The organism is Limnobaculum allomyrinae (assembly GCF_016649425.1).
GTDB classification, from domain to species: Bacteria; Pseudomonadota; Gammaproteobacteria; order Enterobacterales; family Enterobacteriaceae; genus Limnobaculum; species Limnobaculum allomyrinae.
The window spans coordinates 133,812-148,867 of record NZ_JADRCR010000004.1; the positions used below are offsets into that span (position 1 = coordinate 133,812).

Here is a 15,056-nt window from a genome sequence, read left to right on the forward strand (position 1 = left end):
ACTAGCGAACGTAAAGAGGCAGCCAAATTATCAGACGTAGTCCGCCTAACGGGCTCTTTTCTGCTTTGGCCCAGCCGCCATGCTGGCTAGTTGCCGATTCCACAATGGCTAAACCAAGACCAGAGCCGCCGGAATTACGGTCTCGAGCTTCATCTGTACGATAAAATGGTCGGAAAATTTGTTCGCGATCTTCTTCCGCTACACCCGGCCCGTCGTCATCGACATGAATTTCAACGCCCTGTTCGTTGCAGTTGAAAGTCACAACGATATGGTTGTTGGAGTATCGGAAAGCGTTACGAATCACATTCTCTAATGCACTGTCCAGCGCTGCCCGGTTGCCAAAAATCGGCCAGGGGCCCGGAGGAACGGCAATTTCCAGCTTTTTATCCGTATGTTCAGCTTCAAATTTAGCGTTATCGAGAACATCAGCCCAAAGTTCATTTGCCAACAGGCGCTCTCTGGCGATTTCACTTTTATATTGGTTGCGAGACAGATCCAGCAGATGGTTGATCATATGGTCCAGCCGCTGTGCTTCAGTCTCTATTCGAACCAATTCTTTAGATTCACCGTGCCGACGTCTCATCAATGCCGTCGCCAGCTGCAAACGAGTCAGTGGTGTTCTTAATTCATGGGAGATGTCAGAGATTAATCTTTGCTGGGCTTTTACCATGCGATCCAGCCCGCTCACCATTTGGTTAAAGCTGGCACCCGCTGCGCGGAATTCTAGTGGGCCAAACTCAAGTTCGGGGGACTCTTTCAGGTTGCCTCGGGCGACTTCATCCGCGGCGCGTTTTAGTTTGCGGGCTGGTTTAGCCAGACTCCAGGCCAGCCAGAGCAACAGCGGTATACTGATAACCATGGTTACAGCCAGCAATAACAGCGGGCGGTCAAACAGCAGGTTGATAAAGTCTGACTGTGGGCTGGTTGCCGGGCGCATTAAATACAGCTGATAGTGTTCTTCTCTATCGCGCACTGAAAATGGCCCCACCATTTCCAGCAGGCCATATTTTTTCTTCATCGGATAGTCAGCATTATCAGCTTGTCCGATAAAGTTGCGCACCATCTGCATTTCATTACGTTTAAGGATGCCGACAATTCGCCCTTCACTGGTGACCAGCAACATACGCTGGCCAGGGGGAGACCACTTTTCAATAGCCTGTAATAGCCTGCGCCACCACATTAAATCGCTGTTAGGTGTACTGGCCAGTTCAGCTTCAACGTGTTGTTCCAGCATGGTTCCCTGACGCCGCTCGCTGTCCAACAGTGCGGCCAACTGACGGGAGTCAAGTTTTGGAACCATTAGTACCACCATGACCACTAACGTCAGGGTTAGCCAGAATATGGCGAAAATGCGCGTTGTCAGGCTATTGAAGGTAATCATGTCACAGTAACCATCAGATAGCCGCGGCCACGCAGAGTCTTAAACCAAGGTAAGCCGTCATGGCGTTCAGGTAATTTACGTCTGAGGTTGGAAATATGCATATCAATAGCACGATCGAATGGTGTTAAGCGTTTCCCTAATACTTCCTGACTTAAATATTCACGAGAAACCACCTGGCCCAAACGTTGAGCTAATAAGTAAAGCAGGGTGAACTCAGTACCGGTCAGATCGAGGGTCTGACCGTCGAAACTGGCTTCCTGACGACCCGGATTCAAACGTAATTTATCTACCTGTAGCGTATTGGAACTGACTTCAGGTTCTTGTTGTTGTTCGCTCCAGTTGGAACGTCTTAAAATAGCGCGGATACGGGCTATCAGCTCGCGATCGTTAAATGGCTTAGGCAGATAGTCATCGGCGCCTAATTCCAGTCCTAATACTCTATCAAGCTCGCTACCGCGGGCAGTAAGCATAATCACCGGTGTTTGGTAATTTTGACGTAACTCTTTTAATGTATCGATGCCATTTTTCTTTGGCATCATAATGTCCAGCAGAAGCAGGTCAATAGTGTCATCCATCATGTTTATTGCTTGTTCGCCATCATAAGCAACAACAACGTCAAACCCTTCCAACTCCAGTAATTCTTCCAGCAATGACGTGATTTCACGATCGTCATCAACAAGCAATATTTTACTCATAGTGTTTCCTCCGGAAGCAAAATTACTCGAATAGGTGGCGCTAATCCATGACTTTACACACATTTACAAGCACTGACGCTAGTTTTCATCCGCTCGGGTAGACTTCTCTACATCGGTTCAATACGGTGAAGTTTGCGGAGAAGGTGATGCATAAAGTTAATTTACTAATTATGGCATCAATGTTAGCACTGAGTACATCAACAGTGTTGGCCGCAGACACAAAAAACGCTGAATCTCCAGCTGAACCAGTAAATTGTACAGAGACGGAAGCTTGTTTTAGTTCGGTTTCTCCCGCGAATAGCGGTGAAGTGATGAAAACAGAGGTGATGCGCCAGCATGGTTTGTTTGAAGGATTGAAGTTAACCGCCAAACAACGCCAGCAGATGCGAGACCTGATAAAACAAAATTACCATGATGTTATGCCACAGATGTACCGGGATAACATGGAGGCAATGCATCAGTTAATCATTGCCGACAAATTTGATGAAGATGTAGCGCGTGCACAGGCTGAAGTTATCGCTAAAGCACAGGTGGAGAGACAAATTGCTTTAGCTCGAGTTAATCACCAGTTTTATAGCTTGTTAACGCCAGAGCAGCAAAAGATATTCAATCATAACCATTCCGAAAGGATGGTGATGATGCAGCATCACTTAGACCTGATGCGCAAATATGATGAACCGGATCCCCAGTAGTAAGAGTATGTAGTTGTAAGTAGTCGTATGTAGTAAATCCTATGATGTATGTTTTTCCTTGCCTTAGACACCATCCATGTCTTCCCCGCCATAGACGGCGGGGTTTTTTTTGCTTCTTAATTCTTACTATGAACACATAGCGAGTAGCTGGTATTGGCCGCACTATTCTTGAGAACATAGACAGAAAAGAAAGAAACTATGATAATAGAGAATAATTAAGGTCGTTATATCATAATATTGTCATATATTGGTGAATATACAATTACAAGCTGTTAGCTATGGTGGTTGGAAGTGATTGCAAAATTTTTGGGTTGGGATGAGTGTTCATTTGAAGAATACGCCTTATTATGTGATTCATTTGGATTCAATTGTGAATCATCTCCATTATTTATTAAATTTATGCTTAATAAGGGCGCTGATTTTAGATTTCTTTCTTATAAGCGAAATAATAATCTTGTAGGAGGAGTGTGTCTGGATAATGGGTGGTTAACAAACGATCTTAAAAATCCCAAAAGAACTAATATGCATCTTCCTATTCCAGCATATTCTATATTACCGCCTTTCATGGATGGTGTGCGAGTGCTTGCACCATTTAAATCAAAATGTATATATCCTTCGTTTAATAGTTTTATAAATACATCATTTCATTTCTTATCTAAAAGAAGAGTCGCATATACAAAAGATGTGGTTAATGGTTTTTCAAAGAAATCAATATCAACTATGAATAGAAAGGAGCGTCTTTTTCTGGAGGATGGAGGAAGTTTTGTTGATGTAAATGCTCTTTCACCATTAGAATTATTTAATATATATGATATTCTTTTCTTTAACCGACGGGGTGTACGGATAAATGAGCCTGAATTAAATATTGATTTTTTTCGAGAATGTAAAAATAATTTTTTTGGTGATGTAGTTTATCTGAATGGTGAACCTGTAGGAATTCAGTTATTAATATTCAGCCTTTCTAAGAAAGGCTTCTTTGTTGATTTCATTAATATTGGCTATGATATGAATATTAATAAACATTCTCTGGGTTCTATTTTAATGTGGAATAATTTAAAAAAAGCTCATGCATATGCAGTTAATCTGAACGTACCGATGTATTTTTCTTTTGGTGCTATGTCTGGTGCATATAAGGCTCGTTGGTGTTTACCTCAGACTGTAGGACGTATTTTGACAATTTAGTTTTTATTATGAAAGTATATTTCATTAGATTAATACCTATGTGATGCAATAGTTAACTAATTTTTACGTTCTAAAATTATTGTTTTTATGTACATTAAACGTGGCCAGCTCTCTTTTTACATTGTATTGTCATTATTCTGAATGAATAAAGTTATTGATATGTGATTAAAAGTAGTAAGCCAGTTGAGATTGGCCGTGGGTTTTTTTTGCCTAAAAATCGCTATACTAACTGCTTTGACTGATAGTATTCAGGAGCAATAGAACGTGAGCGATCAGTACGGACGACTAGTTAAAACAGCAGCAATCTGCGCAGCAAGTATGGCAACAGTATTATTGTTGGTAAAAATTGCTGCCTGGTGGCTTACCGGATCTGTCAGTTTGCTGGCTGCATTGGTTGACTCAATGGTAGATATTGCCGCTTCGGTCACTAATTTGTTGGTCGTACGTTATGCTTTGCAGCCTGCCGATCATCAGCACACATTTGGTCATGGTAAAGCGGAGTCTCTGGCTGCATTAGCCCAAAGCATGTTTATCAGCGGTTCTGCTATTTTCCTGTTTTTAACCGGTTTTCAGCATCTGGCGAATCCTCAACCAATTAAATCTGCCGCTATCGGTATTATTGTTACCGTCATTTCGTTAATCAGCACCATTGGTTTGGTCACTTTTCAACGTTGGGTGGTAAGAAAAACGCAAAGTCAGGCTATTCGTGCGGATATGCTACATTATCAGTCAGATATCTTCATGAACGGCGCTATTCTGGCGGCATTAGGACTGAGTCTTTATGGCTTCCTGCATGCAGATGCGATCTTTGCTTTAGGCATTGGCTGCTACATTTTATACAGCGCATTAACGATGGCTTATGATGCGGTACAAACGCTGCTGGACAGAGCATTACCGGACGAAGAGCGGCAGGAAATTATGGACATTGCATTGTCGAAGCCGGGCATCATGGGGGCTCACGATCTTCGTACTCGTCAGTCAGGCCCAACTCGTTTTATTCAGTTGCATGTGGAAATGGCAGATGAGCTACCGTTGATTGAGGCGCATAAAATTGCCGATGACGTAGAGCAGGATATATTAAAACGTTTTCCCAATTCAGAAGTTATCATTCATCAGGATCCTTATTCTGTGGTGGTATCCTGAAAATGAACTCTGCTTGCGAATGAGTCAGATTAACCATTAGCAGAAACTTATTTCGGGACGATAAAAAAATAATTCTTTTATCTATATTAATTATTACCGTTTTTAACTTAAACTGAATCAATTCAGCAAATCATGTTTGCTATACTGAAACACTAAAGTCAGCAGACATTAGTCTGAAATGTAGTCAACAGGATTAAAAGCCCGGGGATTACCCTACATAATGCGCCCGGTGCATTTAATTGATAACCACGAGCCTGACGGCTCACTATGTTCCACTGTCATGTAATGCATGGCATTTGGTGGAACGATATCTAAAATAACATCTGTCAGTTTAGAGGTGGTCATGATCAAAAGAATCGGCGTTTTAACGAGTGGTGGTGATGCACCAGGAATGAATGCGGCAATCCGTGGTGTTGTGCGTGCTGCACTTTCTCAGGGATTGGAAGTTTTTGGTATTTATGATGGTTATCAGGGGCTGTGTGAAGATCGCATGGAACAGTTAGATCGCTATAGCGTATCTGATGTTATTAACCGTGGTGGTACTTTTCTGGGCTCTGTTCGTTATCCGGAATTTAGAGATCCTGCCGTTCGTGAAATTGCGATAGAAAACCTGAGACGCAGAAATATTGATGCGCTGGTGGTTATTGGCGGTGATGGTTCTTATATGGGAGCGAAATTGCTGACAGAGCGCGGCTTCCCATGTATTGGTTTACCGGGAACAATCGATAATGATGTAGCCGGTACTGATTACACCATCGGTTTCTTTACCGCATTAGGCACTGTGGTTGAAGCGATTGACCGCTTGCGTGATACCTCTTCATCTCATCAACGTATTTCGATTGTTGAAGTCATGGGCCGCCACTGCGGTGATTTGACTCTGGCTGCAGCCATTGCCGGCGGTTGTGAATTTATCGTTCTGCCTGAGATTGAGTTCGATCGTGATGAACTGGTAAAAGAGATCATGGCGGGTATTGGTAAAGGTAAGAAACACGCAATTGTGGCTATCACCGAGCACATTTGTGATATTGATGAGCTGGCCAAATATATTCAGGAAAAAACCCATCGCGATACGCGTGCAACGGTGTTGGGTCATATTCAACGCGGTGGTTCTCCTGTCCCTTACGATCGTATTTTAGCTTCCCGTATGGGCGCTTATGCTATTGATTTACTGTTGGAAGGCCATGGTGGTCGCTGCGTAGGCATTCAGAATGAGAAGATGGTTCATCACGATATCATCGATGCTATCGAGAATATGAAGCGTCCATTTAAGAGCGACTGGTTGAAAACGGCAAAAGAGCTGTTCTGATTCTGCCTGAACATCGTTATCGAGATGAAAAAACCCGGAAAAATGTTCCGGGTTTTTTATTGAGCATGAAAAGCGATTATGCTTTTTTAGCTTCTGCCGCAGCTTTAACAATCACTGCAAACGCATCTGCTTTTAATGATGCGCCGCCAACCAGTGCACCATCGATATCAGGCTGAGAGAATAATTCTGCAGCGTTGCTGGCGTTTACTGAACCGCCGTACTGGATAATCACTTGAGCAGCAACATTGGCATCATGTTTGGCAATATGGTCACGGATAAATTTGTGAACGGCCTGAGCCTGGGCTGGGGTTGCTGATTTGCCGGTGCCGATTGCCCAAACCGGTTCATAAGCAATCACACTGTTTTCAAATGCCGGAGCACCCATGGTTTTTAATACGGCATCCAGTTGTCTTGCACAAACGGCTTCGGTTTGACCGGCTTCGTTTTCTGCTTCAGTTTCACCAATGCACAAGACAGGAATCAAACCCGCTTCTTTTAAAACCGCGAATTTCTCAGCAATCACTTCGTCACTTTCTTTGTGGTAAGTACGACGCTCTGAGTGACCGATAATAACGTATTTCATACCAATGTCTTTTAACATATTGGCTGACGTTTCGCCGGTGAATGCACCTGAAAGGTTGATATCAACGTTTTGAGCACCCAGCATAATACGGCTACCAGAAGCCTGATGTTTTGCCTGATCCAGATAAATAAATGGTGGAGCAATCGCAATATCACAACCATCTACACTGCTGACTTCTTTACGCAGACCATCGATCAGTTCGTTGACCATATGTCTGCTGCCGTTGAGTTTCCAGTTTCCCATAACTAATGGATGACGCATGTTTTTTCTCCAATCAGATTATACGGTAATAACTTTCATTACAGTGAGTTAGTGATTTAAAGCATTTGATGACAGGTTAATGCCAGTATCAATTTGTTCCCTAGTATAGAACGACTTAATGCTTCGGGTTTAGCTTTTATTGATTGTTAGCGGTGCATCTTACTTTTGATAATTTACTTGTCAGATAGCGACAGCTTAATCGGTTCAATAGCGAATGTTATACCTTTTTCACGATGATCGGCTATAACAAAACGCAATGTACCTTCAGTTTGTTGATAGAAGGGAGTTCCTTTGCCTTTTTCCAGTAGCTCAATGGATTTCTTTTGGCACTTTTCTGCTGATAGCGTGGGTTCAAATAGATTGATAAACGCACTCATATAGTTGATTAACACAGCTTTATTGGCTTTTTCTACTTTAGCGGCCTCTTCCGGTTTTTCGGTTTTTTCTTCTGATGGCGTAGGTGGCAGATAAGTGAGTTGTAAGCTTTTGATTGTGCGCTGGCTTTTATCAATAGCTGCTGAAGAGTACAGAGTACTGTTAATTCGACTGGCGGCACGGAGCAGTGGAGATTTAACCTCCAGTGTTTTAATCGTCTTATATTCCCCTAATGGCAAATCTGGATTGGCGGTTGAGAATTTTTCTCTGAATTGAGCGATAGTCAGACTGAATAAAGGAGCATCTTCTCTCAAATAGGGTGCGATAGCTGGTTCAGTCGTTGTTGATTCAGTGGATGGAGTAGGGGGATTCTCCTGAGCTGCGAATGACACAGAACTTAACATCAGCGCCAAAAAGAGTGTGCCGGAAATTCCAGATTTCATTAATGTTGAGTGTTCTGATTGCGTGTCATTCATATATATCACTAATCTATAAGAGATAATGTCTGATTAAAACCTGTTGTGTCTGGCTTGTCAAAAACATGTCTCTAAATTTATTGCGTTGTCTGTAAAGTATCAGACAACGCGATCTGACTGATATTCGCTCTTTTACTGAATTTACCAATACTGTTCACTGGTGATATGGCCCGGTTTCCTGCGTAGATGTTTGGCCATATTGCGTTGTTGTTTGAGTAGTTGCTGGGTATCTTTTGTCATTTCAGGGTTACCACAAAGCATGACGTGACTCTGTTCCGGACTAATGGTTAGTCCGACAGCGGACTCCAGTTCACCACTTTCAATTAATGCAGGAATGCGACCGAACAAAGAGTCGGGACTTTTTTCCCGGCTGACTACAGTTTGAATGCGTAATTTTCCCTGATAGCGCTTTTCCAGTTCACGCATTAAAGGCAGATAGCTGAGATCCTGACTGTAGCGAGCGGCATGAACCAAAACGATATGGTTAAATCGATCCAGATCTTCACCCGCCTGAAGAATAGAGAGAAACGGCCCAATAGCGGTACCGGTTGATAGCATCCAGAGGGTATCGACGGCAGGAACTTCTTCCAGTACAAAGAATCCTGCGGCATCCAGCGTGACCATAACTGAATCGCCCGCTTTTAATCGGTGAAGATGAGGGCTAAGTTTACCTTCCGGCACGGTGACCAGATAAAATTCAAGTTCCGGGTTGCCGGGGGCATTGACATAAGAGTAAGCACGCTGAACTCGTTCTCCTCCAATGTCCAGGGCAAGTTTAGCAAACTGACCGGCAGTAAATGGTCGTACAGGGGCATGAATACGCAGGCTGAATAAGTTGTTTGTCCAATTATCTACCTGTGTCACCGTGCCTGAAACCCAATCAGCCATGCGTTTTCCCCTCAGTATATTGTTGCATGTTGTATAACCAGAAAGGTGTCTGGAACCAGAAGTCTGGAGAGTTAATTAGAATATCACTTCTTGTTAACAATTATGAGTAAATTAACCGAAGAAAAACACGCTTATCTGCTTGATGTGGGTGAATTATCCGCGGTTTGCTGCATTTATCTACGGTCGGCTGCGGGATGATGGAAAGCAGTTGACCTTATATTGTGGCAGCAGTAACATGCGCCTCAATTCGACGGCGAGTAGCGCAGCTTGGTAGCGCAACTGGTTTGGGACCAGTGGGTCGGAGGTTCGAATCCTCTCTCGCCGACCAGATTAAAAACCCCTGATGGTGAAAGCCATCGGGGGTTTTGCTTTTTATTGTGCCTGAACCAGCAACTTACTGTGGATAAGGCACCCAGTCGGCATTATTCAACCTGATATAGGTTTTATCCTGATACTTCATCACTACCGTACCTGATGTTTCCGATATTGCCGGTGTTTGCGGTAGATTTTCCGTTAGTTTTTGCCAGTCAATGCTGTCCTGAGTAAACAATTTTCCGTCCAGCGTACGATTAACCAGTTCAGAAATGGCCAGATAGCTGCTCGGGGAAGTAATGTGCAACGCCTCAGATTGTGCTGGCGCCTTTGCACCAACAATTCGAATACCAACAGGAATGTGGGTAATGCTTGGGCTGGGAATATCACGCAGGCCGGAAACTTGCATTTTATCACCAACCAGTGCAGCACCATGTTCTGGCACGATCATCACCATCACTTTCCGGCCAGACTTGTCCAGTTCATCCAGAAAATTATCCAGATCGTCAAACAAATCCTGCAGGCGTTTTTTGTATTCCACCGGTTTGTTCGTGGCAAGGCCGCGGTTACCGTCGTGAAGCTCAATGGTATTGTAGAATGTGACAGCACGAGGAGAATCCCCCTTTTTCCGGGCTTCCAGCCATTCAGTCAACATACTCAGGTCGCTGTAGAGTGGTTCACCATCAAAGGAGGTTAATTCTGTTTTGGCATTGCCAAAAGGCAGTGGGGTGGCTTGAATACCTGCATACTCACGCAGTTGCTTCAAATAATCTCCAAAAGCTCCGGAATGGTCCATTACTAACTCGTTTTTAAATCCTAACTGCGCCAGTTCGTTGAACAGATAACAGCGCTGATCCGTTGCTTTATACAATGCAGCATGCGAGGACTGACCACAGCTGGCGCGGGATATGCGAATTGCGGCAGGCCCACTGTATGAGGTAGCCGAATTAAAATTATCAAACACAACATTCATCTTTTTCCAGACCGGATGGTCTGCCAGACCAGCTGCCTGCATATCTGACCAGGAGAGAGAGCAGATATTGATGATTAACAGATCGAAAGGCTGGGCATCAGCAGGTAATGATGCCGGGAATTCAGTATGAAGATTTTGCTGAGTCTGAATGAATTTATCGTAATAGGCGGTAAGGTTTTGGGACGTTGGTGGCCCCAGGGCTTCTGATTGCGAGCTATCTGTGGTACCCGACTGAGTCGGTGTATTTGTTGATGGTGTATTGGTCGTCGCTGTCGCCGGCATTAAGTTGAATGATGGCCCACCGATAGCGATAACGTTTAACCATACCAGTGCTGCGACCACAAAAGGGGTAATACGTACCCACTGGGAAATAAACAGATAGCCAACTAACAGCGCAAAACCTGCACCCACCCAGCTCCAGTTAATAAAGCGCTGTACGAATTCCACCATATAATCAAAGCTGAGAGCCGTTGCCTGACTGCGTAAACTAATAATACTTTGAATGCCCGGAAGCCAGGTATCATAGTAAAACAGCGCAATACCTACCGGAACGGCAACCCAGTTGCGGATTTTTCTGAGCCAGCCTGCGGGTAAAGGGAACAGTAAAAAAGCGACAAAAACCAGATTTTCCAGAGGATGAAAATTAAGATATCCACCCCATAGCAGTGCAAACTTTATCAGAAAGTAGTAATTCCAGCCCTTTAACCCCTGCCAGTTTTTCCACAGGTTGTTATCCGAAGATGGAGGCGGAGAGGATATTTTCTCATTATTCATAATATCTGTTTAAGTTATCCACAATAATCATGTTGGCAGAGTTTTTTCACCTGTTTTCACAGACAGAGGTTAATCCAATAATATTCGCTGATTGCTATTAATTAGGGTTTCAGCCGAATGGATTAGTAGCGTGAAATAACATCCTGTCTCTTTATTACTATGAATAAAACAGAAATTCCATTTTTTTGTACTCACGACTCTGTTATTATTTTAACCGAATTCTGTGGGAAAACCTGTTTATTTATTTTTTAATTTAACACAGAAAAATTTATATTGCGTATTCATAGGAAAACCATCAGGTAATACCGAGTTTTTTAGTTTGTTGCACCAGCAAAATGGTTTTTATCAGCTAAAATTAACTACATAGCCTGCATTAATGAGTTATCAAAATGAACGATGATGTCACAGGAACCCAATGGAACCTGAGGCAGGGACGCAAAACAGAAACAGGAAATCGGCTACCCGAGCTGATGGTAGCAAAAGAGTACCAGAATGATATTGCTGCAGTGATGACGGCTTATCATCTCACTTCGCTGGAATATCAGGATCTTTCTCATCAAAGTGCGTTGCAGGAAGCATTTTTGCGTTGGCCATTGCTGTCCGAAATGTTATCTGGGTCAAACTCAGATAAGGTTGGTTCGTGACGATTCTGGCAATGCAGGGTATTCGCGGTGGCTGTGGTACTACAGCCGTTTGTGCTTCGCTGGCTTGGGCGCTTGCCCAAACCGGGCAGTCTGTACTGGTGGTTGATTTCAGCATCAATAACGTATTGCGTCTTCATTTTAACCATGCCTGGAGTAGCAAAGAGGGTTGGGCTTCGGCGCTTAAATTACAGCAATCACCACCGCCGGTTATTTCCTATGCGCCAGGAATTGATTATCTGCCTTTTGGTTTTTCTGAAAAAGAAACATATTCCCTGATTAATGAAGGGTTATTTGAACAAAAAGAACATCAACCAGAGAAATTACCTGGCTTTTTAGCGTTTCTTTCATCGAATGATTATCAATGGATAATTATTGATTGTTCCAACACGCTTTCATCTTTAAAAGAGTTATCCAATTCGTTGGCAGATATTAATCTGGTTTTATTAAACCCGGATGTGGAATGTCATGTTTTACTGGGGCAGAATTCATTTCCGGCTAATCGTTATTTTCTGATTAATGGCTTTTCACCAACAAGTTTAATACAGCAAGATATCAGCCATATTTGGCAACAAAGCTTATCAGGTCTGATCCCGGTTATATTACATCGTGATGAGGCTATGGCAGAGTCTCTGGCCGTTAAGAAAACGCCAGGGGAGAGCCAGCCTGATAGTTTGATTGTTCAGGATATTCACCAACTGGCATTGTGGTGCCAGAGCCTTGATAAGCAAGGTTCCTGACTATGCATCCATTCCGGTCTCTGTTCAGTTTATTTATCCCCGCAGCACCGATGAGTCGGTTGGTTGCCCGTTATAATGGCTATCGTCAACAGAAAACTTCCGCCATCACCGCATTCTTGTATTGCGTTGGTTATGCCGCATTATGGTCGGTGTTCTGTCTGGAATCACCTGCCTGGCAACGGATCAGAGAACAACATAACCAGCTATTTCCACAGGTTGCTGATGCACGCCCTCGTTTAGCTGATATTTTGCGTTATTTGGTACAAAGCTTGTGGCTGATTGTTGTTCGTCAGGAAGTCTCACCGTCATTTTTGTGGTTACGGCGGGGATGGCAGCAATTAAGGTAGTGGGTGACTATCAGGCATCAACAGATAAATAACTGGCTACATAGTTTGCCGGAGTATGTCAGAGCTAACAAACTGGAACACCGTTCAGAGCAGCGCTTAAAAAATCTGAGCCCGACCTTAAGGCGCGCAGTGTTTATCGTTTGTAGCTTACTGGCGGGCATACTGGCAATCATCTGTATCTCTCAGCCGTTCGAGCTGTTTGCCCAATTTATCTTTGTTCTGCTGTTGTGGGGCATTGCTATGGTAATGCGCCGCATCCCGGGCCGTTTTGCCTCTCTGATGATGATTGTACTGTCACTGACCATCTCATCTCGTTATATCTGGTGGCGTTATACCTCTACGCTTAACTGGGATGATCCGGTAAGTTTGGTTTGTGGGCTGTTGTTACTGGCAGCAGAAACCTATGCCTGGATTGTATTGGTGTTAGGTTTCTTCCAGGCAGTATGGCCACTGCATCGTAAGCCGGTTCCATTGCCGGAAGATCTCGCCGCCTGGCCCAGTGTCGATATTATGGTTCCTACCTATAACGAAGGGTTGAACGTGGTTAAACCCACAATTTATGCTGCGCTGGGTATCGACTGGCCAGAAAATAAACGAACTATCTATATTCTGGATGACGGTAATCGACCTGAGTTTCGGGCATTTGCTGAAGAGGTTGGGGTGAAATATATCGCTCGCCCAACTCATGAACATGCTAAAGCCGGTAATATCAACCATGCGCTGAAGCAGGCTACCAGCGAGTTTGTCACTATTTTTGACTGTGACCATGTGCCGACTCGTTCTTTTCTGCAACTGACGATGGGTTGGTTTTTTAAAGATAAAAAGTTGGGAATGATACAAACTCCCCACCATTTTTTCTCACCGGATCCTTTTGAGCGTAATCTGGGTTCTTTCCGTAAAATGCCAAATGAAGGCACGCTGTTTTATGGTTTGCTTCAGGACGGTAATGATACCTGGGATGCGACATTCTTCTGTGGTTCCTGTGCCATTATGCGCAGAACTGCGTTAGATGAAGTGGGGGGGATTGCGGTGGAAACCGTGACGGAAGATGCCCATACCTCGCTGCGCTTGCACCGTGCTGGCTATACGTCGGCCTATATTCGTATTCCACTGGCGGCAGGGTTGGCAACAGAAACGCTGTCAGCCCATATTAGCCAGCGTATTCGTTGGGCACGAGGCATGGTACAAATTTTCAGACTGGATAATCCATTGCTTGGTAAAGGCCTGAAACTGGCTCAGCGCCTGTGTTATGCCAATGCGATGTTGCATTTCCTGTCAGGTATTCCACGGCTGATATTTTTAACTGCGCCGTTAGCTTTCCTCTATTTCCATGCCTATATTATTTATGCTCCGGCATTGGCGATAGCATTGTATGTTTTACCCCATATGATTCATGCCAGCCTGACTAACTCCCGAATTCAGGGGCGGTTCCGTCACTCTTTCTGGAGTGAGATTTATGAGACGGTACTGGCCTGGTATATCGCTCGTCCAACCACCGTTGCGTTGCTGAACCCGCATAAAGGCAAATTTAACGTCACTGCCAAAGGCGGGTTAGTGGAAGAGAGCCATCTGGACTGGATCATTTCGCGCCCCTATTTCTTACTGGTGATACTCAATGCTGCGGGTCTGCTGGCCGCAGGATGGCGTCTGTATGACGGGCCGACGAATGAAATCCCGACCGTGTTGGTTAGTGCCATATGGGTTATCTATAACCTGATTATTTTAGGTGGCGCTATCGCGGTTTCTATTGAAGCCAAACAAATCAGGAATTCACCCCGCATTCAAATTGCCATGCCGGCAGCGATTGCCCGTGAAGATGGGCATTTGTTCCCTTGTACATTGCGGGACTACTCGGATGCCGGAGTAGGCATTGAGATGAAAGCGCCGGATCTGGTGACGAAGGGTGACAAACTTACCCTGATGCTAACCCGGGGAGATCGCGAATATGCTTTCCCCTGTCAGGTGATGCGCTCATTCAACGAGACTGTCGGCGTTCAGCTTCAACTGACCACCACACAACAACATATTGATTTTATGCAATGTACTTTTGCCCGGGCAGATACCTGGGCGTTATGGCAAGAAAGCGTACCGGAAGATAAACCAATGAGCAGCATGCGTGATGTACTGATGCTGGGCTTACATGGTTATCAACGGATGCTCGAATACTCACCTCCATTTTTATATTCCATTTTGGGGCGTATGGCATCGGTGATTGTTTGGTTAATTTCGTTTTTACCTCGGCGGGTTAATCAGCCCAAAACAGAAGTGGCAACAATATGAAGAAAAT

At 44.2% G+C, this 15,056-nt stretch carries 12 protein-coding genes, 1 tRNA gene and 1 pseudogene; 8 read left to right on the forward strand and 6 right to left on the reverse strand.

Translation table 11 applies throughout. The features are described 5' to 3' along the window. Position 1: 1 nt before the first annotated feature. Together cpxA and cpxR are read right to left on the reverse strand one after the other, a co-directional pair. Positions 2-1,381 (reverse strand): envelope stress sensor histidine kinase CpxA, encoded by a 1,380-nt coding sequence (gene cpxA, locus I2494_RS09530; protein ID WP_218466622.1) that lies wholly within the window; start codon positions 1,379-1,381, stop codon positions 2-4. Then, positions 1,378-2,076, reverse strand: coding sequence for an envelope stress response regulator transcription factor CpxR (cpxR, locus tag I2494_RS09535; protein ID WP_218466623.1), 699 nt, complete (start codon positions 2,074-2,076; stop codon positions 1,378-1,380). Before cpxR ends, cpxA begins: the two co-directional genes overlap by 4 nt. Before the next feature lie 146 nt (positions 2,077-2,222). Here cpxR and cpxP point away from each other — a divergent pair, with 146 nt between their 5' ends. From cpxP to pfkA, 4 genes are all read left to right on the forward strand, one after another. Continuing rightward, positions 2,223-2,768 carry a cell-envelope stress modulator CpxP gene (cpxP, locus tag I2494_RS09540; protein WP_218466624.1) on the forward strand — a complete coding sequence of 182 codons (546 nt, stop codon included), beginning with the start codon at positions 2,223-2,225 and terminating at the stop codon, positions 2,766-2,768. A gap of 291 nt (positions 2,769-3,059) precedes the next feature. Further along, positions 3,060-3,950 carry an antimicrobial resistance protein Mig-14 gene (locus I2494_RS09545; protein ID WP_218466625.1) on the forward strand — a complete coding sequence of 297 codons (891 nt, stop codon included), beginning with the start codon at positions 3,060-3,062 and terminating at the stop codon, positions 3,948-3,950. 264 nt (positions 3,951-4,214) lie between these two features. After that, positions 4,215-5,093: a CDF family cation-efflux transporter FieF gene (gene fieF / locus I2494_RS09550; RefSeq protein WP_218466626.1), complete on the forward strand. Its 879-nt coding sequence runs from the start codon at positions 4,215-4,217 to the stop codon at positions 5,091-5,093. 343 nt (positions 5,094-5,436) lie between these two features. Then, entirely contained in the window at positions 5,437-6,399 is a 963-nt protein-coding gene (gene pfkA / locus I2494_RS09555; protein ID WP_218466627.1) for a 6-phosphofructokinase, read from the forward strand. Between the two features lie 76 nt (positions 6,400-6,475). Here the strand turns inward: pfkA and tpiA are convergent, their stop codons facing one another. The 3 genes from tpiA to fpr all read right to left on the reverse strand — a co-directional run bounded on the left by tpiA (position 6,476) and on the right by fpr (position 8,982). Beyond that, positions 6,476-7,243 (reverse strand): triose-phosphate isomerase, encoded by a 768-nt coding sequence (gene tpiA, locus I2494_RS09560; protein WP_218466628.1) that lies wholly within the window; start codon positions 7,241-7,243, stop codon positions 6,476-6,478. A 173-nt stretch (positions 7,244-7,416) separates the two neighbouring features. Then, positions 7,417-8,094, reverse strand: coding sequence for a DUF1454 family protein (locus I2494_RS09565; protein ID WP_228350911.1), 678 nt, complete (start codon positions 8,092-8,094; stop codon positions 7,417-7,419). 141 nt (positions 8,095-8,235) lie between these two features. Continuing rightward, positions 8,236-8,982: a ferredoxin--NADP(+) reductase gene (gene fpr, locus I2494_RS09570; protein ID WP_218466630.1), complete on the reverse strand. Its 747-nt coding sequence runs from the start codon at positions 8,980-8,982 to the stop codon at positions 8,236-8,238. Positions 8,983-9,233: 251 nt separating this feature from the next. Here fpr and I2494_RS09575 point away from each other — a divergent pair. Continuing rightward, positions 9,234-9,310 (forward strand) — tRNA-Pro (locus I2494_RS09575). A gap of 66 nt (positions 9,311-9,376) precedes the next feature. On the opposite strand, the gene bcsG is transcribed toward I2494_RS09575, so the two are convergent. After that, positions 9,377-11,041, reverse strand: coding sequence for a cellulose biosynthesis protein BcsG (gene bcsG / locus I2494_RS09580; RefSeq protein ID WP_218466631.1), 1,665 nt, complete (start codon positions 11,039-11,041; stop codon positions 9,377-9,379). A gap of 389 nt (positions 11,042-11,430) precedes the next feature. On the opposite strand from bcsG, the gene bcsR reads away from it, so the two are divergent. The 3 genes and pseudogenes from bcsR to bcsA all read left to right on the forward strand — a co-directional run bounded on the left by bcsR (position 11,431) and on the right by bcsA (position 15,049). Then, positions 11,431-11,685 carry a cellulose biosynthesis protein BcsR gene (gene bcsR, locus I2494_RS09585; RefSeq protein ID WP_218466632.1) on the forward strand — a complete coding sequence of 85 codons (255 nt, stop codon included), beginning with the start codon at positions 11,431-11,433 and terminating at the stop codon, positions 11,683-11,685. Further along, positions 11,682-12,422 (forward strand): cellulose biosynthesis protein BcsQ, encoded by a 741-nt coding sequence (bcsQ, locus tag I2494_RS09590; protein ID WP_218466633.1) that lies wholly within the window; start codon positions 11,682-11,684, stop codon positions 12,420-12,422. The genes bcsR and bcsQ overlap by 4 nt, the downstream gene beginning before the upstream one ends. 50 nt (positions 12,423-12,472) lie before the next feature. Next, positions 12,473-15,049: pseudogene (gene bcsA, locus I2494_RS09595) on the forward strand (UDP-forming cellulose synthase catalytic subunit). Positions 15,050-15,056: the final 7 nt, after the last annotated feature.